The organism is Micromonospora sp. CPCC 206060 (assembly GCF_036906895.1).
Taxonomy (GTDB): Bacteria; Actinomycetota; Actinomycetes; order Mycobacteriales; family Micromonosporaceae; genus Micromonospora.
On the sequence record NZ_JBAKHU010000043.1, the window covers coordinates 1 to 22,203 of the forward strand.

Here is a 22,203-nt window from a genome sequence, read left to right on the forward strand (position 1 = left end):
GTGCTGCGCGCCGACCCGACCGCGACGCGGCTGACGCAGGACCAGCAGCAGGCCCGGCCGGCGCCACCCCCGGCCCAGCCGGCCCAGCCCGACGCGACCCCGGCACCGCCCGGCGATCCGGTACTCGACCGGCACCAGGCCCTGCTCGACGCGATCCGCGCCGGACAACTGACGGCCGCCTTCGACTACCTCGACGCGGCCGACGCAGCGGCCCGCCACCGCGTGCTCGCCGACGCGGTGGCCGAGGTGGCCCCGATCGACCCGACCGCCCCGATCGCCCCGGCCGCCCCGGCCGGGCTGCGGGCGCTGGCGGATCTCATCGACGCCGACCCGCGGGTGACCCAGCCCCGGCCGGAGCGGGAGGCCGTCTCCGACGCGGGCATCCTGCGGGCCGTGGCCGACATCCTCGACCCGGCCGTCGGACCACTGGACACCTTCCGGGCCATCGCCTCCGCCGCGTGGACCATCAACCCCCAACAGAACTGGTCGGAAACCCTGCAAGCCCTGGCCGACCGGCTGCCCCCCACGGCACCCGGCCGCGACGACGTGGCGGCGCTACGTGACGCCCTCGACGTCAACGAGCGGATGCTGTACCACAACATCGACCTGCTCGACAACCTGGCACCGGACGCCGCCGCCAGGCTGACCGCGTCCGGGACGACCGTGACCGCCCTGGCCCAGGCGTGGCGGAACGTCTCCACTCTCGACGACCTGATCCCGGCGCTGCCCCCAGCGGCTGGCGTCTGGGCCGGGACGGTGGCGGCCACCCCACTGGCGGCGGCCACCCCTCCGCCGCCGGCCCACGTCGTGCACCACCCGATGCCCGCAGTATCCGCAGCCCTCGACCAGTGGCTCGCCCTCGGCAACTGGGACCGCTCCCGCGACTTCCTCGACACACACCGGGCGGACCTGCTCTCCGACCGGGTGCACAGGGAGCTTCAAATCCGGCAGGCGGAGCTGCCCCACGACGACGAGCTCGCCGCCCATGTCGCGCTGCTCACCCTGGCCCGGTACGGCCGCGTCGAGGACGGGTACCGGTACCTGATCGGCCTCATTTCACCGGCGGCGGCCCCGACACCCGGGGCGCTGACCTGGCGGCAGAAAATACTGATGGATTTGCTGGCCCGGCCGGACCTGGCCGACCCGGCCGCCGTGTCGGCCCTCGGGAACCTGGCCGCCTACCTGGGCGCCGCCCTGCCCGGCCCGGTCGACGCCGTGGACGCGGCGATCCTGCAGCTGACCGCCGATGCGCTCGCCAGCCTGAACGTCTCCGATGCCGCCGTCACCACGCTGGTGCAGGAGGCGCGCCACACCCTCTCCGTGCAGCAGCGGCAACAGTGGGCCGAGACGATCCGCAACCTCGGTGCCAACGCCACCGGCGCCCGCGGGCCGGCACTACGCCACCTCGCCGACCGGCTGTACACCACGACACAGGATCCCGATCCGGCCCCGGACGCTCCGGACGCCCCGCGGCAGGCCATGCGGCAGCGCCTCCAGGAGGCCACCCAGGAACTCCAGCGCACCGTCGACGACCTCGGCCAGGCGCGCCGGAACGAACAGGTCGCGCAGGACGCTCGGGACACCGCGGAGGCGTCGCTCGACGCCGCCAGGAACGCCGTCACCGCCGCCGAAGGCGAACGTGCCCGGCTCGAGCGGAAGATCGGCGACCTCAACCGTGCGATGCCGGTCCTGGAAGCGGAAATGGCCCAGCGGATCGAGCTGGAGTCAGCGGCCCGGCAGGCGGTCGACGACCCCGCAACCAGTCAGGACGAGCAGCGGCTGGCCGCCGCCCAGGCAGAGCTCGACCAGGCGCGGCGGGAACTGGACGCGGCCCGGACGGCGCTGGACAAGGCCACCAGCGACCTCCGGGACGCCGGACAGCACCTCGACCGGGTCCGCTCGGAGCTGCCGGACCTGCGCCGGCAGGCCGAGACCGCGAACGAGGAGTTCCGGGCCCGCGACATCGCCGCGCAGGCGTACACCAACACCGTCCGGGTGCTCGACGAGGCCAGGACCGCCCGCGTGGCCGCCCGGGACGTGGCGCAACATCAGGTCGACGCGATGGCATTGCCGGTCCCGCCGGTCCCGCGCGACACCCCGGTCGTGGACGTGGACGGGGCGTTGGCCGAGATCGCCCGCTCCGGCCACGGCCGGTCCGTCGTCCCGGAACTGGAACGCGCGGTACGCACCCAGCACGGCGGCACGCTCCCGGCACGCGTGGTGCTGAGCACCGACCCGACCCGGCAGGCCGGCAACGCCGCGACCGCCCCGGCGGACGAGACCGCCGTACACGAACTGGACCGGGTACAACTGGCCCGGGACCTCGCCGCGACCCTGACGGTCCCGGTCGAACTGCGGGTCAACGGCGGCACCAGCGCCGAGCCGCCGTACCTCGCCTATCCGGGTGGAGAGATGGTGCGGCTGGACGTCACCGGCCGCCCGGAGACCCTCGACGACGCCGTGCGGCGGCTGCCGCAGCGCGTCCAGGACGACCTGGCCGCCCACCGGGGCCGGCCCGACGTGCACTCCCGGCTGGAGATCCTGCACGAGGCGGAGATCGAGTCGCGGCACGACTTCGCCACGGCGGTGACCGGCCTGGTGGAGAACCTGAACCGACACCAGGGATACCTGGCCCACCGGTGGGTCACCCAGGCCGTCCCGCCGGTTGACACCGCTGGCCTACGAGCATTGGCCGACGGCCTGGACACCACGGCCTGGCCGGAGCCCACCAGCACCCCGCCGGCCGGACCGGTGGAGACCGGCCGCCCCGACGCCGTGGCCGCCGCCTGGCTGGCGTACACCCCGCAGTACCGCGCCGACATGCTCGCCGACATGCTCGCCGACATGCTGGACGCCGTCCCCGGGCTCGGGTTCACCGTGAGCCGGCCGACCCGTGAACTGCCGGCCGATCAGCGCCCCGGTGCCCGGGTGCTGGCCGTGGCCGGGTCCACGGCCGCCGCCGGGGTGGTCCTGCCCACCACGCAACTGCACTGGTACGAACCCGCCCGCAACCAGATCCACACCGGCAGCATGCGGATGCTCGGCACCTGGGCCAACGACCGGGCCGGCGAGGACGCCGGACCGGACGGCATCTGGTACATCGTCCTGACACCGGACGGGACCGACCGCCCCCGTGACCCGTCGGCCCTCGCGCACCACGTGGACGTGGCAGCGCGGACCACGTCGACGTCGACCCCGCCGGTCGAGGCGGACCCTTCGGCGGGCGTGGCCGGCGCGGTACGCGGTGACGTGCGTCCGCGCATCCAGGACGAATCGTCGCTGCCCGGCCAGGCGACCGCGCCACACCAGCCGCCACCCCCACCGGATGTGGCTGGTGAGGCGGTACGCGATGACGTGTTGCTTCCGAGTCAGTTGTCGCCGGCTGAGGTGTCGGTCTGGTTCCCGTGGCTGGGTGGGGTGAACCCGTACCGGGGCCGGGAAAAGCAGTTTGCGACGAACTGTGTGTTGGCGGTGATTGGTACTGACATGTCGTTGGCGGACGGAGAGGGTTGGCAGGTGCCGCCTGAGGTGCCGTCGCCGGTGGTGTGGTTGCAGCGGTACGCGGAGGGTCGGCCGTTGGTGGAGGTGGCTGACTACGACGCGGTGGTGGAGGTGATGGCCGGGGCGGAGCCGGGTGCCCGGGGTGTGCTGGTGATGACCGGTGAGGGCGACAGGGTTTCCCATGCCGTGAACGTGGTGCGCACCGATGACGGGAAGGTGGTGTTCCTCGACGGTCAGCGGGGTGGGCTGGCCCGGGGCCCCGCCCGACCTGGTCGGGTGCGGTTCGTGGCGACCACCGACGGTGTGGGCACCCCACGCCCGCCGGCGAGGGTGGCAGACGACACGACCGTGATCGTCCCGGAAGAAGCAGATCTGGCCGGGATGGACGGGTCGGGTTCTGTGCCGTTGCCGTCCCTGCCGGCCGGGCTGCTGCGGTCGGACGTGTGGGATCGGTTGTTCACGCAGTTCCTCGACAGGACGGGGGATGGGGTCGCGGCGTCGCTGGGTGAGCGGACACCGGACGCCGTCCGCGACCACCTGCGCGACTCGTTCGACCACTTCGTCGACAGAACCAACGTTCTCGACCAAGGAAGGGCCGGCCTGTCCCCGGACGACAGGGCGTTGTTGCGGCAGGCCCTGGATGCGCGGGGGACGTCGGTTCCCCGCCTCACGGGGGCGCTACCACACCTGCTGTCCGAGGCGTTCTCCGTCAACGTCACCGTGGCCCCGGCCGGGTCCGGACCTCACGAGAACGGCGGTGTCGCACCCTGGCATGACCGGACCGTCGCACTGGACCTTCCCGTCGCTCACCTGTCGGGTCGTGGGTGGGCGGTGGTGCATCCGGAGGGTGTGGGCGCCGGGGTTGATCTGGAGCGTCTTGCCGCGGTGGCACAGGAGCAGGCGGTGACGGATGCCGAGGCGTGGGAGGCGAGGACGGGGAGGCGTCGGCCCGCGGGTGATGCCGTGTGGCGGGTGGTGGTGGCGTTCGAGGACCGTGCGCATGAGGACGTGCTGGATCTGGCGGAGCGGTTACTTGATGGTGGGTTGGGGGTAACGGTGCCGGAGGCGGCGGTGATCGAGCTGTCGCCGTACAGTGCCGACCCGTCTGGTGTTCCTGAAGTGCAGCCGCGGACGTTGGTCGAGGTCGCGGCGTTGCGGGCAGCGCGTGACGAGTCGGGGGCGGTGGCGGTCCTCGGGCAGCATATGGCGTACCCGGACGCGGGAGTGGTTCCGCGTGAGTTGGTCGCTGTCGATTTCTCGGGTCGGGAGACGTTCCCGGCGTTGTTGCGGGAGTTCCAGGCGCATCCGATCAATGAGGACGCTGATCTTGCTTATCGGGGCCGTCGGAGGCTGGAGGGATTGCCCGTTGACCATGGGCCGTACCTCCTGTCTTTTGATGTGGATTGGTGGCGGTGGCGGCAGCTGGCGTTCTCGCATTTCCGGGATTGGGTGTTCCTTCCGAGCGTGCGGTCGGAGCGTGGTTTGCGGGTGACGCAGTTGCGGCAGGCGGAGTTGCTCGCGGAGGAGATCGCGGTGGCGGCTCTGGGGGAGAGTCTGGCGGCGGGGGTGCCGGATGCGGGGCCGGCGTGGGTGCCGGATGGTGCGCGGGTGTTGGTGGTGGGTGTGCCGGGGCCGCATCCGGGCGATCCCAAGGCGGTCGTGTCGTCGATGTTCGCCTTCCTGAATGGTGCGTTGCCGTCGGTGGGGTCGGGGTTGCGGGAGCCGGTGTATGTGGTGGTGCACGGGTTCGGTGGGTGGACGTCGACGGTGGTGTTGACGCATACGGCTGAGGATGATCTGTGGCCGGTGCGGATGGATGAGTTGGCCGTCGGTGATCCGGTGGGTGGGGGCCTTCGGGAGGCGCGGGATCTGGTCGAGGCGGAGGGGTGGACCCGTGTGTTGGCCGAGGTGGAGGGGATCGCGGAGGCGGTGGGGGCGTCGGGTGGGGTGGGTTGGGTCGGGGAGTTGAGGGCGGCGCTTCCCGATGTGGTGGGTGATCCGGCGGTGGGGGTGGACGGGCAGCGCCGGATGGGTGAGCGGGTTGATCAGTTGGTGGCGTTGGGTGAGCGGCTGGTCGGGCTCACGCGCGGGTGGACGGGTGAGGGTGCGCTCCCGGTGGGGACGGATCGGCCTGATCTGCGGTTGGAGAGGTGGGCCGGCGACGAGCGCAGCCGGCGGCTGGCGGCGGCGTTGGCGCGGGTTGACGGGGTGATGGCCGAGGGGGTGATGGAACGGTTCGAGGATGAGATCTATCGGGTGTGGGACGCGGTGGTGACACCGGGGGGGGAGGTGCCGGAGGCCGTCCAGTACGTGTTGCGGGCGGTGTATCTGGGTGCCTGGGTCTTCTATACGGCATCGGGCCGGCGGGTGGTGACCGAGAGACCTGTAGACCCGGACGAGAACCTGCCAGAGGGGGTCCAGAGAGAAGATGGTCGGCGGATTGTTGACCTGTCCGCTGTGCGGGGTCTGGGGGTGGCGGACTTCGACCGGTTCCTGACGGATCATGGCCAGGACGTGGCGTTGTTGTGGTCGGCGGACGGTGCGGCAGAGCAGGTGCCCGAGCTGCTGGCAGCCCTTGGGGTGTCACCGCCGGTGCCCCACCTGCGTGTGGTGGGGCGGGTGCCGGAGGTGTCCGAGCAGTGGCGGGCGGAGTTGTTCTCCGCGGTGAGCGCGTTCGGCCTGGCGCGGCAGTGGGTGGAGGAGCAGATCCCGTCGTTGCCGGTTCAGGCGGCGGCGGTGGTGCCGGGGCAGGCCGGGGAGGGTGCGGTCGGCTCGGGTGAGCAGACGGTGGGGGATTCCGCCGAGGTCGCCGCTGCGCGTGCGGATCTGCTCGAGCGGTGGGGGGCTCTTGCCGACGGCCACGCGGCGCGTATGGAGGCCGCTGACCGAGTGTTGCGGCAGATGACCGCCCCCGGTCAGGACGACAGCCCGGCGCGGTCCGTCCTGGCGGGGCTGTCCGACCGGTACCTCCAGGAGATGCAGGGTCTCAGCCGTGCGCGGATGCCGCGCACCGTGGACGCCTACGTCGAATCGTTGCCCGCGACCGAGCTCGGGGGGCTGGGGGACCGGCTCGGCCAGGTCGAGACAGCGGCCGCGGAGCTGGACCAACACCTCGAACAGGTGCGCACCGATGCTGACCCATCATCGGCGGACGTCGTCGACGGTGTGGAGCGCCGGACGTTGGCGGGCCACGACGGTCCGGTGTGGGCGGTGACGTCGTGGCAGGGGGAGTCGGGCCCACGGGTGGCCTCCGCCAGCGACGACGGGACGGTACGGGTCTGGGACGCGGTCACCGGTGCGCCGCTCCTGACGTTGCCGGACCACACCGACGGTGTGGTGGCGGTGACGTCGTGGCAGACGGGGCCGGACCGGCGGTTGGCCACTGCCGACATGCAAGGGACGGTGTTGATCTGGGATGCGGACAGTGGTGCGCGGCTCCTGACGTTGGCGGGCCACGTCGGCCCGGTGTGGGCGCTGAGGTCGTGGCAGGGGGAGTCGGGCCCACGGGTGGCCTCCGCCAGCGACGACGGGACGGTGTTGGTCTGGGACGCGGTCACCGGTGCGCGGCTCCTGACGTTGGGGGGCCACACCGGCGGCGTGGGGGCGATGGCGTCGTGGCAGGCGGGGTCGGACCGGCGGTTGGCCACCGCCGACGCGCACGGGACGGTGCGGGTCTGGGACGCGGTCACCGGTGCGCGGCTCCTGACGTTGCGGGGCCACACCGGCGGTGTGGTGGGGGCGGTGACGTCGTGGCAGGCGGGGTCGGACTGGCGGTTGGCTTCCGCCAGTTGGGACGGGACGGTGCGGGTCTGGAACGCGGTCACCGGTGCGCCGCTCCTTGAGTTGCAGGGCCACGCCGGCGGTGTGGTGGCGGTGACGTCGTGGCAGGCGGGGTCGGACCGGCGGTTGGCCACCGCCTACGCGCACGGGACGGTGCGGGTCTGGAACGCGGTCACCGGTGCGCCCCTCCTGACATTGGAGGGCCACACCGGCGGGGCGGTGGCGGTGACGTCGTGGCAGGCGGGGTCGGACCGGCGGTTGGCCACCGCCGACGCGCACGGGACGGTGCGGGTCTGGAACGCGGACAGCGGTGCGCTGCTCCTGACGTTGGAGGGCCACACCGGCAGGGTGCGGACGGTGACGTCGCTGCAGGGCGAGCCGGGCCGACGGGTGGTGGTCTCCGCCAGTGACGACCACACGGTGCGGTTGTGGTCCCTACCCGATGGTGCTGGCGGGCCGGCGGGGTTGCCCGGCGCGCCGGATGGGCCGGTTGACGCGGGGAATGACTCCGAGGCGGGCGGGTCGGACTCTCCGGCGGATGTGGCTGGTGAGGCGGGACGCGATGACGTGTTGCTTCCGAGTCAGTTGTCGCCGGCTGAGGTGTCGGTCTGGTTCCCGTGGCTGGGCAGTGTGAACCCGGGCCGTGCTGACGATCCGGACAGTCCGAACTCGCGGAGGCGGGATTCGGCGACGAACTGTGTGTTGGCGGCGATCGGCACCGACATGTCGTTGGCGGACGGGGTCGGGCACCAGGTGCCGCCGGAGGCGTACCTGCCGGTGGCGTGGCTGAAGCGGTACGCGGACCGGCCGTTGGTGGAGGTGGCCGACTACTCGGCGGTGGTGGAGGTGATGAAGGCTGCGGAGCCGGGGGCCCGTGGTGTGGTGGTGGTGACGGGTGAGGGTGACCGGATCTCACACGCGGTCAACGTGGTGCGGACCGATGACGGGAAGGTGGTGTTCCTCGATGGTCAGCGGGGTGGGCTGGCCCGGGGGCCCGCCCGACCTGGTCGGGTGCGGTTCGTGGCGACGACCGACGGGGTGGGTGTTCCGCGGGCGCCCTCGACGGCGGGAGACGACGCGACCGCGACGGTTCCGGCAGGGAAGGACCTGGCCGGTGCCGGCGAGGGAATCGCCCCCGCGTCACCCACGGCGGCCGGCATCGTCGAGGGTGGCGACGTGGACGCGACGCCAGCCGGGAGCACGCCGGAGGTCGAACGGCTGACCCAGGAGCTGGCCGGCATCCGCGACACGGCCGCTGCCGTCGAGAGTGACCTCGCCGCGGCCCGGAGCGAGCTGTCGTCGGCGCGGGAGGCCGTGGCGCGCGAGGTCGACGCCCGCGCGGCCGTGCCACCGGTGCCCGCGACGCAGACCCCGACCGACGCCGATGGGACGCCGGCCAGCGGTGATGCCGCGCAGGCGGCGGAGCGTGCGGCGTGGGAGCGGCTTACCAGGGCCCAGGACCGGGTCGCCGAGCTGGAACGGCAGCGCGGGACGACGCGACAGCTGCTGGAGCGGGCAGTGCGGGCGGCCGACCGGACGCGGCAGGAGCTGGAGCAGGACGCCGCCAGCCGGGAGGCGGACTGGCGGACGGCGGCACAGCAGTGGACGGACGGCCTACCGGCGTTGCGGGCCGGCGCGGCAGCGGCGGCGGACCGGGCGGCGGAGCGATTCCGGCAGCGGAACGCGGCGCGGGCGGCTGCCGAGCAGCTCGCGGACCAGCGAGCCGGTGAGCGGGAGGTGGCCCGGCAGGAGGCAGCCACCCGGGCGGCGCAGCGCCTGGTGGCGGGTCAGGAGGCACGCGAGCGGGCGGCGGCACGCGAACAGGCCCGGAGGGACGAGCAGGCGCGGTGGGATACGTGGCAGGGCGTACAGCGGGCGCTGGCGGCCCGGAACGCGGTCCGCGATGCCGCGCGGGCGGAAGCTGACCGGCAGGAGCAATGGCGCCAGGAGCAGGAGGCGCGGGCCGCGGAGGAGGAGGCGCGTCGCCAGCTGGCGGATCAGGACCCCGGGCAGGAACACCTGGCGGCGGAGCGTGAGCAGCAACGGCAGGCCGCCGCCGCGGCAGCGCAGTGGCGCGCGCGGGAGCGCGAGCTGGCCGAGGGGGCGGCGAAGACCTGGCAGGACCAGCAGCGCGCCGACGACCAGTTGGCCGAGCAGGCGCAGCGGCGGTGGGAGGAGGGCCGGCGGGAAGCCGAGTTGGCGGAGGCCGATCGGGTACGGGCGGACGAGGCCGCGCGACAGCAGGAGGTCGAGCGGCAGCGGGCCGACCTGCGTGCGGTCGAGGAGGAACGCGAGCGCGTGGAGGCGGAGCGGCGGGACGCCGACAACGCGGAGCGCCAGGCGGAGACGTGGCGTCAGGCCGAGCTGAGAGACGCGGTCGACGCGGCGGCGCGTACGGCGGAACGGACCCGGCTGGAGCGGAACGCCGCACGGCACCAGGGGCGGTTCGACCGCGCCCAGAATGCGGCGTCCGATGCGCGTACGGCCTGGGAGCGTGCGGTCGGGGAGCGGGATCGAGTCGACGCGGCTCGGGCTGCGGTCACGGGGACGGCCAGGGACCTCGAGCCGGCGACGCCGTGGTATTTCGCCACCGGTGCGCTCGGTGAGCTGAGCGTCTCGGCGGTGCGGCACCTGACGCCGCAGCAGGTGACGGAGACCGTCGTGCAGGTGATGGACGACCTGCCGTCTGGGTGGCCGACCGGGGGAGCCGACGACATCGAGATGGGCACGACCGACCGGCTGGACCTGGGCACTGCCAACCAGGAGGCAGCCATCCGCACGCGGGTGTCGGCGGCGCTGCACAGGCTGCTGACGGCACCGGATCCGGGGGATTCCCGTGCCGTCGAGGAACACCGTGAGCGCTGGGAGCGGGTGCTGTTCTCCGGAGAGACCCTCAGCGCGGGCGGGCGACTGGTGTGGATCCGTCCCGTGCCGTACGGTGCGCGACCGTCGCCCGCCGGGGATGCCGGAGGCACGCGGGTGTACGGAGTCTCGTTCGGCTCGACCAAGGTCGGCAACGACACGTCCGTGTCCAGCGGGCGGAAGGCCGACGGTGGGCTGGAGGAGACCTTCGACATCTCGACCGGGTACGCGTCCAGGTTGATCGCGAACCTCCCCTCTGTGTCGATCAAGAGCGAGCGCCAGCAGGCGATGTCCCGGGAGACCCGGGTCATCTGGGGCCGGAAGATGTTCGTGACCCAGTCGACGTCGTTCACCAGCGGAGTGTCCTTCCAGGTCTTCGTGAACGGCGTCGAGTGGGGACGGGCGTCGGTGCCGGCCGAGACCGGCCTCCTCGACATCTCCCTGCCCACCCTGTACGCCAACGGCAGCGCCGCGCCGAACCCGGCGGCCCCGCTCGCGCCGTCGCCACCCGGGCCACCGGCACGGTCGACGTCGCAGGCCCGGGACGTGCTCAACGCGATCGACCTGACCCCACTCGTGACCGGCTGGCACCAGGCACTGACGGCTGCCCTGCCGGCCGAGACCGCGGCGGGCGTCGCCGCGAAGGTCACCCGCCAACTGCTCAACGAGCGAACGACCCGCAACCGTAGTCGCTGGGTGCTGTCGAACGGGGACATGACGGACACGATCGACGAGCGGCTCACGGTCGGCAGGTTCCGCGGCTACGTCGCCACGACCGCGGTCATGCGGGAGTTGCAGCTGGCGGGGATCACCGAGGGTGTCACGGTGCGGGACGACCTCGGGGTGATCGCGACCTCCGGCGAGGAGGTGTCGGACACGAGCGGCACCGGCGTCGACGTGGACGCGGTGGTCCTCGGACTGACCCACGCGGCGGCCGACGCGAGTGGCCGGGAGGAGGCCGCCGACAAGACGGCCGGTGCCTTCTCGTTCGGCTTCGGTGGCGAGTCCGAACGCGAGTCCGCGCTGGAGGTGGGCGGCAAGGCCCTGAACCACACGGTGCTGAACCGCAAGGAGGACCAGGCGCGTTACCGGGTGGTGTTCGACCTCACGGTGACCACGCATGGCGATTCTCCGGTGGCACCGGTGACCCGGCGGGTGGTCGCGGAGCTGGGCGTGCCGGTGAGCGAGGCGCAGCAGTTCGAGCGCAGCGTCTTCGGGACGGTCTTCACCCCGGAGTTCGGTGGGCCGGGCACGGGGCGGCAGCGGGCGGTGATCACGCCGGCCGCCCCGACCTTGGCACCGGCGCCGACACCGGCAGACGAGATCGCCGTCCGGTTGTCGCCGCGGGTGCTCTGGGCGCCGCAGGCGCGGCAGCCCTACGTGCCCCCCGCCGGCCCGGCGCCCCGCGAGCCGCTGGCGCTGGCGATGCGGCGCGGCCAGGGTCTGGGGATCGCGGCGAACATGCCCGGGGCAGAACAGGTCGCCGACCTGGTGCAGTCGGTGCTGCGACAGAAGTCGGGGCGCGCCGACATCGGCGCCGTGGCGCGCCGCACCATCCTGGCGAAGGTGGGTCGGGCCGCGATGGAGGCCGATCCGACGCGGACGCAGGCCGGAAAGAAGTTCACCGTGCGGGTCGGCGGCGAGCGGTACCAGATCCTGGTGACCGAGCACCGGAGGGAACTGCTGGACAGTCCGGAATACCCGATGACGGTCAATGCCCGTGCGTTGACCGGAGCCACCACGTCGGCTTCCCGGTCGACCGAGGGCAGTGTCAGTGGCCGGTTGGGTGGCCGGGTGTCGAACCCGGTGGGCACCATCGAGCAGTCCGACCGGAACGAGCAGACGCCGGAGAGCGGGACGGAACACCAGGGGAGGGTGTTCTTCCCACGGCTCGGCGTCACGGCGGAGCACGCACGGTCGAGCGAGCACGAGCTCAGCCAGGTGGTGCAGGAGTACCGCCGGACCGAGACCGTCGGAGACGTCGTCGACCATCGCTACCGTACGGCGTTCGAGGTGGTGATCCGCGAGCAGACGGACAGCGGCTGGGGACCCCGCGAGACCTGGTTGATCGGTGCTGGGAGCGGTGCCGAGGTGGCGACCCACATCGCGGTACCGGTCGAGCATGTGCCGCGTGATCCGCGCACCGGCGAGGAGCGGGCCATCACGCCGGCGCAGCTCGACGGCGCGGGCGTGACCCGCGCGAACCCGCGATCCGACTCCGCGTGGGCACCGGCCGGCCGACCGCCGCACCTGCCGTTGGACGTCCAGGGCAGCGCCGGCATGTACGCGGCCTTCCGGTACGTGCCCGAGCTGCCCGCCACCGCGGCGCGGCTGTACCAGCAGGTGAACGGCCTGCCCGACGAGTGGTTCGACGAGCCGATGAACTGGCCCGACGCGATCTTCGATCTCGGCGCCGGCTCGGAACTGGCCGCCGGGTTCCCGGAGGCGGTCGAGGAGCACGGGTGGGAGCTGCAACTGCCTGCCCATGACGGGTACCAGCAGGCCGTCCGGATCCGGGAGCGGTTCTTCGCAGCGGGTCTCGAATACCAGTACAGCAGCGACGGCATCGACAGCGCGAACGGTGTCGAACTCGAGCAGTACCGGCAGTCGGCGATCAGTCACGCCGCCGGGACGAGCAACGAGCTCAGCCTCGGCGGCAAGGCCGGTGTCGGGGGCCAGTACCTGAACCACGCGACCATGGCGAAGAAGAGCGGCCCGGACAGCGGCAACTCGGACAGCGGCAACTCGGACAAGGCCCACGAGCGCGGCCGCGCCGGCGGCGGCCTGTACGTCGAGGGTGGGGTGTCGTTCGGCGGCTCGGACGGCAGGGACTACGGCGCCATCGACATCACCCGGGCCACCTACAACGACGTCGTCCACGCCTATCACGGGCAGGTGGTCTTCGAGGTCACCGCCCTGCGCACCAAGGACGGCGAGACCACGGCCACCGCACCCGTCTACCTGGACGCCGACGACGCGGTGGATCTCCTGGCGACCGATCGTGCGGCCGAGGATCTGAGGCTGCACCGTCCCCGGACGCAAACGGCCGACCCGGCGCCATCGCGCGAGATCATCGACCCTGAGCTGTTGCCCGCCGTGGGGCACCCCGAGCGGTTGCGGGCCAACGCCGTGCTGGACACGATCCTGCAACGGCTGCGGGAACGCGGCCTGTTCGCCTCCGGCGAGAGTATCCCCGACCACCTGCGGCGCGCGCTGGTGAAGCGGTTCTCCTCCCGCAACCTGGAGCCGCAGTATCTTCCGCTGTCCGGCCAGGGCGTGTACGGCTGGTTCCCGGTGCCCACGCCGTACCACACCACGCAATACCTGTGGGTGCGGGTCAGCGCCACCCCGTCCGCCGCACAGTCGAGCGACCGCCCGCGAGAGCAGGTCAGCCTCACCCTGCGGGGGGAGACGCACGACGCCCAGTCCAACACGGAAACCTTCGGATCGTCGTGGGGTGGGCTCGTCAACTTCTCCGGCCGTGGCGCGTGGAACGACCAGGGCAGCGTTCTCGGCGGGCATGGTGACTACGGGCACGAGAGCGCGGAGTCCAGTGAACGCGGCACGCAGTCCGAGTCCAAGGACATCTTCCGGACCGGACCCAAGAAGTCACACGAGGTCGAGTACCCGTTGGACTTCACCGTCGACATGACGCTGACCACGGAGATGCCCCAGGCGGTCACGTACGTGCTCGACTCGGTGCGCAACGTGCTGTTCGGTGGCGCCTGGCTCGCCGGCCTCTGGCAGCCGAACCTGGAACGGTCGGTCCGCGACCTCTGGCACAACCTCCCCGGGCTCGGCTGGCAGGAGCAGATTCAGGTCACTGGGGACGTCCGGCTCATCGTGCCGCGATACCTGACCCGACCGACGGCCGAACAGCCGGGGAGTTGGCAGGGTCCGGACCCGGCCCCGGCCCCGGCCGGCGCCGGCCAGCCGACACCTCGATGGGCGGAGCCCAGGCCCCACCGGCCCCGGTTGAACGACGACCTGGTCAGTGACCGCAACGTCCATCCGTGGCGGCTGAACCGGGTGGCCCGGGAGTTCGAACGCTGGGCGGCGCTGACCACCCAACCGCCGCGGCTGCGTCAGGGCCTGGACCTGAGCACCGACGACGCCTGGCGAGTGCCGGGCGTGCACGATGGCAGCGATTTCGACCGCTTGATGGCGCACCACGCGTCCGAGATGATGCTGCGATCTCGCCTCGAGCCGCTGCTCGAACACCGCTACCAGGTTCCGGGCGCCGGCGTCACTCTCGGGCTGGACATCCGGCGGGCGGAGATCTATGTCGACAAGGATGGCCGACCGCTGGCCTTCGAGCAGAAGGCCCGGCGATACCAGCAGAACGAGGCGGGCCCGATCAACAAGGGCGACTCGTCCTCGGGCTGGGAGTTCTCGTTCGGCCCGCAGGGTGGCGCTCCCACCGGCGGCGTCAAGAAGCTCGGCTGGAACGGCGACGGCTTCGGTGTCGGTCGCGAGGACGGCGAAGCCCACGCGGCCGAGATGAGCGAGGTCAACGAGCGCAACGTGGAGGCGAAGCGGACGTTCCATCAGTACCGCTACGACGTCACTGCTGTCATCTACGGTCCGCACGGCACCCTGCTCGTGGACGTGGAGAGGGGCCTCTACGTCATGCGCGAGCAGGCGCCGACGGTACCGGTGACCACCATCCCGTCGACCCGGCCGGTCGGGCTGGATTCTTGAAGGGGGGAGAGGTCGGCGAAGTTCGGGACCTTGTCAGGGAATTATTATCTAGCGGTTACGACCGTGATGTAGCTGGTGGAAAATTGGCTTGTTGCCGCGTTCGGTCCGAGCGTGACGCGCCCTGCCGGCACATTCTTGGCGAACACGATGAGGGCGGGCTGGTCCCTGTCGGTGCTCTTGATGGTCATGTCAGTGCGTGTGAAGCCCTGCTGGTCTAACCACGCCGGCCACCAGTTGTCCACATCCGGTGCTCCGCGTCCGTCGAAGGCGACGTACACGGTGGCGTCGCGCGCGACATTGAAGACCAGGTAGTCCGCCGGGGAGGTCAGTCGCTTGTCGTTGCTGGCGCCGGGGATCAGCACTCCTCCGGTGAGCGGGTCGGGAAGGCTGACGAGGGTGACCGTCCGGTCGACGAAGTGCTTAGCGCCTTTTTCCGCGGGGCGAACCGCAGTCAGCTTCGACGGTTTGCGTACCTGGACGTTCTCCAGTTTGAGCACCGGCTGGCCGCTCGGGGTGTTGGTCCTGGGCGTTGCGCTGGGCACCTGCGGCCGACCGCTCGGGGTGTTGGTCCCGGACGTTGCGCTGGGCACCTGCGGCCCGTCGCTCGGGGCGTTGGTCTCGATGATGATCGCTACGCCCAGCAGGCCGAAGATCACGACCAGGGCGACGACGAAGCGCGCGATCGCGAGCCGTGACCACCGCTGCCGCGCCGGGGGCGGCACGGCCGCCGGGGGTTTGTGCCCGGCAGGGCTGCTGACCGGGCTTACCGGCTTGGCCGGCGGCTGCGCCCGGTGCTTCACGCCGCGCCCCGCCTTAAGCGCCAGCGTGCCTATGGCTGCGGCCACGGCTGCGGGCGCGCCGCTGCCACGTCCGGCCGCCGTGCGTGGATCGCCGGTTCGGGCCGCCGTGGTGGCCGGCGCGTCGGGCTCGGGCCGCCGGGGCGCCGGGATGCGGCGCGCCGTGCGGGCGTCGGCGCTGAGCATCGCGGCGCCCAGCGCGACCGCGTGCTTCGGATGGGTATTGATCATGATCGGTCGCCGCAGTGTGTCCCGCAGCAACCGGGTAACCAGGGGGATCTGGGACGATCCGCCGACCAGAAGCACGGCGGTGAGGTCCTGCAGGGTGATGCCGGCGGCGGTCAGAGTCCGCCGGAACGTCTCGATGGTGGTTTCCACGGGCGGCGTGATCATCTGCTCGAACGCTTCCCGAGTCACGGTCACGTGCCGGACCGCGTCGGGCAGCGCCACCGTAATCTCGGCCTGCTCGTGGGTGGACAGCGCCTCCTTCGCGAGCATGCAGTCGCGCTGCAGGGTGGCCAGGATCGAAGTGGTACCGGGATCGGTCGGGTCCAGCGCGGTGATCGCACCGCCGAGTTGGCGGTCGACGTGGTCCACGATCGCCTGGTCGAAGTCGGCGCCGCCGAGCCATTCGATGCCCTCGGGGGTACCGATGATCTCCAGCCCGTCTCGGCCGTTGCGTACCACCGCGCTATCGAATGTGCCCCCGCCCAGGTCGTAGACCGCCAGCAGACCGTCCGGGGGCAGTGGCTGGGTGGAGCAGTAGTACGTGGCCGCGGCCACCGGCTCCGTGGTGGTGATGACGGTCGGGCCGTCCGACCCGGCCCCGGACCCCGGCTCGGTCTGCGGGCGGGGCAGGCCGGCCAGGTGCGGGATGGCGGCGAACTGCTCGCGCCGGTACGGGCCCCACACCGCCGGGTGGGTCAGCACGATCCGCTCGGGCGGGCCGCCCTGTGCCTGGCTGACGGTGTCCAGCACGGAACGGAGCAGGGCGGCCATCAGAGCGGTGGGGGAGTACGGCGCCCCGTCCAGGATCACCGGGGTGGGATCACCGAGGCGGCGCTTGAACTCCCGCGCCGCCCGGCTGGGGTCCTGCAGACCGAGGCGGTCGGCCGCCTCACCGCTCAGCAGCGCGCCCTTCTCGTCGAGATAGGCGACCGATGGGGTGACGATCGCCTGCCCGGCCAGCGGCACCATGTTCACGGTCCCGGCGGAGGCGGTCGCTGCGGCGGTAAAGCTGGTGCCCAGGTCGATACCCATGCTGTACATACTCAGGATCCCCTCGCCGAGCCCGGCCGCCGCTACCGTGCAAACGTCATCGTTGGCCGTAACCGCGCCACCAAGATACGCCGCTGTTTCCAGGGATCACAAGATCGTCGGTGTTGGTCATCGGGAGGCGAGCCAGGGACGTTGCGGTGGCTTGTCGGAGAAGAGCGCGTTCTCGGCTTCCGCACGCGTACGCCCTGCTGGTGCGAGATACCCCAACTCGATCTTGAGGCTGGAGGAGAAGTTCTTCATCAGGGCGTTGACGCTCCTATAGCGGTCAAGTAGCGAGGGCGGACGTGTGGGGGGCGCGTAGCAGGGCCCAGACCTCGCGGGCGAGGAGCGGTTTGGCCGCAACCTGGCCCGTAACACCTCATCGGCGTCACGACGGGTCGAGGCGGGCCGGAGTTGGGCCGATCGGTGCTGCCCGACCACCCGGCAGGCCCTGCGCTGGGACACTCCGAAGTGCTGCGGCAGCACGCTCACGATACGGCGACGGCGCTCTGGACTCACCAGTTTCCCCGGTTCGACTCCTTGAGCATGTCGATGTCGAGCAGATGCTCAACGACGATCTTTTTCAGCCGGGCATTCTCCCGCTCCAGGTCCTTGAGCCGACCGGCAGGCCACGATGGGCGAAAGATACCAAACCGCGCTCTTGGTGATGCTCATCCGTTTTATCCCTTCCTGGCGTCGGGTTTGGGCATGGCGATGCCATCACGGCAGGGGGGATGAGGGAGCGGGAGTGCTCAAGCGAGGGCGCTGGCCGTCTCGGGAGCAGAGGCGGCAGGCTCAGGACTCGCGGTTGAACAGTCGTTTCGACCAGAGGTATCCGCCCAGCGCGATGACGGCGCACCAGGCGAGCGCGATCCACGCGTTGTTCCCGATCGGCTTGTCCATCAACAGGCCGCGCAGGGTTTCGATGATCGGCGTGAACGGCTGGTACTCGGCGAACCAGCGCAGACCGGCCGGCATGGAGTCGGTGGGGACGAACCCGCTGCCGAGGAAGGGCAGCAGAACAAGGGGCATGGGCAGGTTGCTCGCGGTCTCGACGCTCTTGCTCACCTGGCCGAGCGCGACGGACAACCAGACGAGCGCGAAGGTCACCGCCACCAGGAAACCGGCCGTGGCCAGCCACGCGCCCGGCCCGGCCGTGGGCCGGAAGCCGACCAGCAGCGCCACGCCGATCACGATCGCCAGGCTGAACACCGCCTGGATCATGCTGCCCAGGACGTGTCCGGTCAGCACCGAGACGCGGGCGATGTGCATGGTGCGGAACCGGGTGATGATGCCTTCGGTCATGTCCATGGCGATCGAGATCGCGGTCCCCTGGACCGTGGCCGTCACGGTCATCAGGATGATCGCGGGCGCCACGTAGTTGACGTACGCGGCGCGCCCGTCGGCTGCGCCGCTGGGTACCGTCCCGCCGAGCCCGGCGCCCAGCGTGCCGCCCAGCACGTAGACGAACAGCAGCAGGAAGACGACGGGCATCCCGACGAGCGTCACGGTCATCGACGGGTACCGCAGCATGCGCTTGAGGTTGCGGCGCAGCATCGTCGCCGAGTCGCGTAGCGGATGGAAACGGAGGCTTGCCGGAGCCGGGCCGGTGAGGGCGGGGGTGCTCATCGGGTGGTCACCTTCTCGTTGGTGGAGTTGCCGGTGAGGGCGAGGAAGACGTCGTCGAGATCGGGGGTGTGCACGGACAGTTCGTCGACCTCGATGGCCCGGTCGTCGAGCCGGCCGATCAGGGTCTTCAGCGAGCGAAGGCTGCCATCGCTGGGCACCCGCAGGGCGAGGGCGTCGTTGTCGCGCGAGGCCTCACCCAGCACGCCCATGGCCGCGTCGAGGCCCTGCGGGTCGGCGAACCGTAGGCGAACGTGTCCACCGGGGATGCGGCGCTTCAGCTCCTCCGCGGTTCCCTCGGCGACCACCCGGCCGCGGTCGAGGACCGCGATCCGGTCCGCCAGCTCGTCGGCCTCCTCCAGGTACTGCGTGGTCAGGAAGATGGTGACGCCGCCGGCCACCAGGTCCCGGACGATCTGCCACATGTCCCGGCGGCTGCGCGGGTCCAGCCCGGTGGTCGGCTCGTCGAGGAAGATCACTTGCGGGCTGCCGACCAGGGTCATCGCCAGGTCGAGCCGCCGCCGCATGCCCCCGGAGTAGGCCAACGCCGGCTTCCTGGCCGCCTCGGTCAGGTCGAACTGTTCGAGCAGTTGGGCGGCGCGCCGCCGGCCTTCGCCCCGGGCGAGGTGGTGCAGATCTGCCATCAGCAGCAGGTTCTCCTCGCCGGTGAGCAGGTTGTCCACCGCGGAGAACTGACCGGTGACACCGATCGCGGCGCGCACCGCGTCCGGTTCGCGGACGAGATCGTGCCCGGCGACCTGGGCGTCACCGGCGTCGGCACTGAGCAAAGTGGACAGGATCTTGACGGTGGTGGTCTTTCCGGCGCCGTTCGCGCCCAGCAGCGAGAAGACCGTTCCCCGTGGCACGTTCAGATCGAGACCGTCGAGCACGACTTGGTCGCCGAACGATTTTCGTAGCCCGGTCGCGGCGATCGCCGGCCGGGATTGCGTGATGGTCATGGTTACCTTTTCTCCAGGGCCAGAAGTGGATCAGGAGCGGTGGATGGTGATGTCGCCGTAGGAGGTTCGGCCGCGGATCTCGACGGTCTGGTCGGTGTCGTCGGGTCGGGTGGTGTTGTTCAGCAGGTTGCGTACGTGGCCGAACCCGGTGTTGACCTCGAGCCAGGCGGCGGTGCCTTCGGCGATGCCGACGTCCAGGTTGCCCATGGCGGTGCCGAGGATGATCGAGCCGCGGTTCACTTCGCCGAGGCGGATGCTGCCGTTGGAGGTTTTCGCATCGACGCCGGCGCCGGCGTGTTCGATGTGGATGTCGCCGTTGGCGGCGCGGACTCGTAGGTCGCCGGTGACCACGTCGATCGTGGTGTCGCCGTTGGAGTTCCTGATCACCGCGGTGCCTTCGACCTCGCCGATCTGGATCTTGCCGGAGCCGGTGGAGATCTCGGCGTTGCCGGTGACCTCGTCGGCGGTGATGTGACCGGCCGAGGTGTCCAGGCGCAGCGGGCCGGTTCGTTCGAGCCAGATGTCCCCGGCGGAGGTTTTGAGCCGGCATTGCCCGAGCCGGCCGGCGCAGCGGTAGTCGCCTGCCTGCATCTCGGCGGACACCTGCGAGCCGCTGGGCAGTTCGATGGACACGTCGACCGACCTGGTCTGGCGGGAGAAGTCGAAAACGCGCGCCTTCGGACCGGTGACTCGCAGCGTGCCGTTGGTGTAGTCGACACGGACCTGCTGGGCGGCTTTCACGTCGGACTCGTCGGCTTCGTCGCTCGGGCGGACCTCGACGACGGTGTCGGTCCGGTCGCTCGCGGCGATCCGCACGTCGCCGACGCCGAGTTCGAGCGTGACGGAAATCGGTTCGGGCGTCTCGTAAGTTGGCATGGTTGTCCCCGCATCATGGGTAGGTGAGCCGTCCCCGCAGGTCGGGGACGTGGTGTGCGGAAAGCGTGCGGTGCGGCTAGCGCACCCAGCCGGTGAAGCGCTGCTGGGTGCGTTTCCCGCTGCCGCGTAGCTCGGGACGCTGATCGCGGTCCGCGCGCTGTAGGCCGGCGGCGGCCGCCCGGACCAGCCAGGCGTTGACCGAGCGCCCCTCCTTGGCTGCGGCCTCCTCGATCGCGGCCTTGAGCTGCTCGGGCAGGCGTACGTTGATCCGCGCGGCGGGGCCGTCCTCGGCGATCAGCAGATCGCTGTCCGGCGCGCCGTCGACCCTCGCCGCAGCGTCCTCGGTGGCGAGGCCGAGCGGCTCGGCGGGTGGCGCGGTCACGACGAAGTGCGGTTCGCGTCCACGCAGGCGCAGCTCCACCGAACCCGGAGCCAGGTCCCGGGTGATCTCGTCGGCGGCGGCCGACAGCGCGTCCAGCAGCGTCATCCGGATCGCCGACTCGAGCGACCCGGTCAGGCGCTCGACCAGTGTGCGCGCCTCCTCACCGCCGGCTTCGGCGAGCGTGGCGAACTCACGCCCGAGGTTGCTCACATACGAGGTCAAGTCCATGGTGCCAATGTGGCACACAGATGGCACATAAGCAAGCCATGTTGGCTCACAGAGGTGTCATGTTTGGCGCCGCCTGATCCGGACGGCGGCTCCGCAGGTGGCGGGGGTCAGTGGTCAGCGTTCAGATCAGAATCCGATGTCCTGGGCAAACCGTTGACGTGGCCTCAGTCACGCTCCTATGGTGAACCACCAGTTCACTCAGTGATCCGATCGGCAGGATGGCCGACGGATCCGACGCCGGACGACGCTTCCGAGGGATTTCGGAGAGTGCCTGCATGACTGCGACAAGAACTGCCACCTCCTCGGTGGACGTTGAGGCCGAACCGGCCGGACAGGTGAAACGAGCGACGCCGCGCCGACCCGGGCGGGTGTCCGCCGCGAAGAATCGCGTGCTGAACGCTGCCGGGGCCGTGCTGGTCGTGGCGGTGCTCGCCAGCATGTGGGAGGGCTACAAGGCGCTGGGGCGTGCCGTCGGTGACGTCGTACCCGGTACCCGGGTCTCCTTCCCGGTTGCCACCGACGATCTCTCGATGCCGCACGTCTGGTCGATCCTCGGCGCCCTGGTCGAGCCGGCCCGGCGGGGCGACCCGATGTCGTTGGGCAGCTACCTCGCCGGCGAGACCAGTGTGACGCTCCGCGAGGCGTTCTACGGACTGGTGGCCGGCTCGTCACTGGGACTGGTGCTGGCGGTCCTCTTCCTGCACGTGGTCCCGCTCAACAAGGGGTTGATGCCCTGGCTGGTGGCGTCGCAGACGGTTCCCCTGGTGGCGATCGCACCGATGATCGTGATCTGGAGCGGGAAGGCCGGCGCACCGCCGTGGGTGGCGGTGACCGGGATCGCCGCCTATCTCGCGTTCTTCCCGGTCACCATCAACGCCCTGCGCGGCCTGACGTCGCCGCCGAAGGTCCAGTTGGACTTCATGCGCAGCGTGGGCGCGAACCGCTGGCAGGTGCTGGGGTGGCTCCGGGTTCCGGCGGCCCTGCCGTTCGTGTTCGCCGGGCTCCGGCTCGCGGCCACCGCGAGCGTGGTGGGCGCCATCGTGGGCGAGCTGTCCGCAGGAACCGGCCGGGGTATCGGCCGGGCGATTCTCACCTTCGCCTACTACTACTCGAACGGGCCGGAGAAGTTGTACGCGGCCGTACTGGTCGCGGCGGCGGCCGGCATCGTGTTCGTGCAGTCCCTGGCCCTCATCGAGCGCATGGCGCTCCGGCACCGGCACACACGGTGAACGTT

7 protein-coding genes and 1 pseudogene are annotated in these 22,203 nt (G+C 71.3%); 2 read left to right on the forward strand and 6 right to left on the reverse strand.

The features are described 5' to 3' along the window. The first annotated feature begins 222 nt into the window (after positions 1 to 222). Positions 223 to 14,844, forward strand: coding sequence for a toxin glutamine deamidase domain-containing protein (locus V6U90_RS22960; protein WP_334440265.1), 14,622 nt, complete (start codon positions 223 to 225; stop codon positions 14,842 to 14,844). A 44-nt stretch (positions 14,845 to 14,888) separates the two neighbouring features. Here V6U90_RS22960 and V6U90_RS22965 read toward each other — a convergent pair whose 3' ends face one another. From V6U90_RS22965 to V6U90_RS22985, 6 genes and pseudogenes are all read right to left on the reverse strand, one after another. Next, positions 14,889 to 16,901, reverse strand: coding sequence for an Hsp70 family protein (locus V6U90_RS22965; protein ID WP_334440273.1), 2,013 nt, complete (start codon positions 16,899 to 16,901; stop codon positions 14,889 to 14,891). A 354-nt stretch (positions 16,902 to 17,255) separates the two neighbouring features. Next, a pseudogene (locus V6U90_RS33980) lies at positions 17,256 to 17,524 on the reverse strand (IS3-like element ISMyma8 family transposase); the annotation flags it as partial. A 169-nt stretch (positions 17,525 to 17,693) separates the two neighbouring features. Further along, positions 17,694 to 18,527 (reverse strand): ABC transporter permease, encoded by an 834-nt coding sequence (locus V6U90_RS22970; protein ID WP_334440276.1) that lies wholly within the window; start codon positions 18,525 to 18,527, stop codon positions 17,694 to 17,696. After that, the gene (locus V6U90_RS22975) at positions 18,524 to 19,483 is read right to left on the reverse strand and encodes an ATP-binding cassette domain-containing protein (protein WP_334440279.1); all 960 of its coding nucleotides are present in this window, start codon (positions 19,481 to 19,483) and stop codon (positions 18,524 to 18,526) included. The genes V6U90_RS22970 and V6U90_RS22975 overlap by 4 nt, the downstream gene beginning before the upstream one ends. Before the next feature lie 30 nt (positions 19,484 to 19,513). Further along, a complete protein-coding gene (locus V6U90_RS22980) occupies positions 19,514 to 20,359 on the reverse strand; it encodes a DUF4097 family beta strand repeat-containing protein (protein ID WP_334440281.1) in 846 nt (281 codons plus the stop codon). A gap of 76 nt (positions 20,360 to 20,435) precedes the next feature. Beyond that, the gene (locus tag V6U90_RS22985; RefSeq protein WP_334440283.1) at positions 20,436 to 20,969 is read right to left on the reverse strand and encodes a YlcI/YnfO family protein; all 534 of its coding nucleotides are present in this window, start codon (positions 20,967 to 20,969) and stop codon (positions 20,436 to 20,438) included. A 275-nt stretch (positions 20,970 to 21,244) separates the two neighbouring features. Between V6U90_RS22985 and V6U90_RS22990 the strand changes: the two genes are divergently transcribed. Next, positions 21,245 to 22,198 carry an ABC transporter permease gene (locus tag V6U90_RS22990; protein WP_334440285.1) on the forward strand — a complete coding sequence of 318 codons (954 nt, stop codon included), beginning with the start codon at positions 21,245 to 21,247 and terminating at the stop codon, positions 22,196 to 22,198. The last annotated feature ends 5 nt before the right edge of the window (positions 22,199 to 22,203 follow it).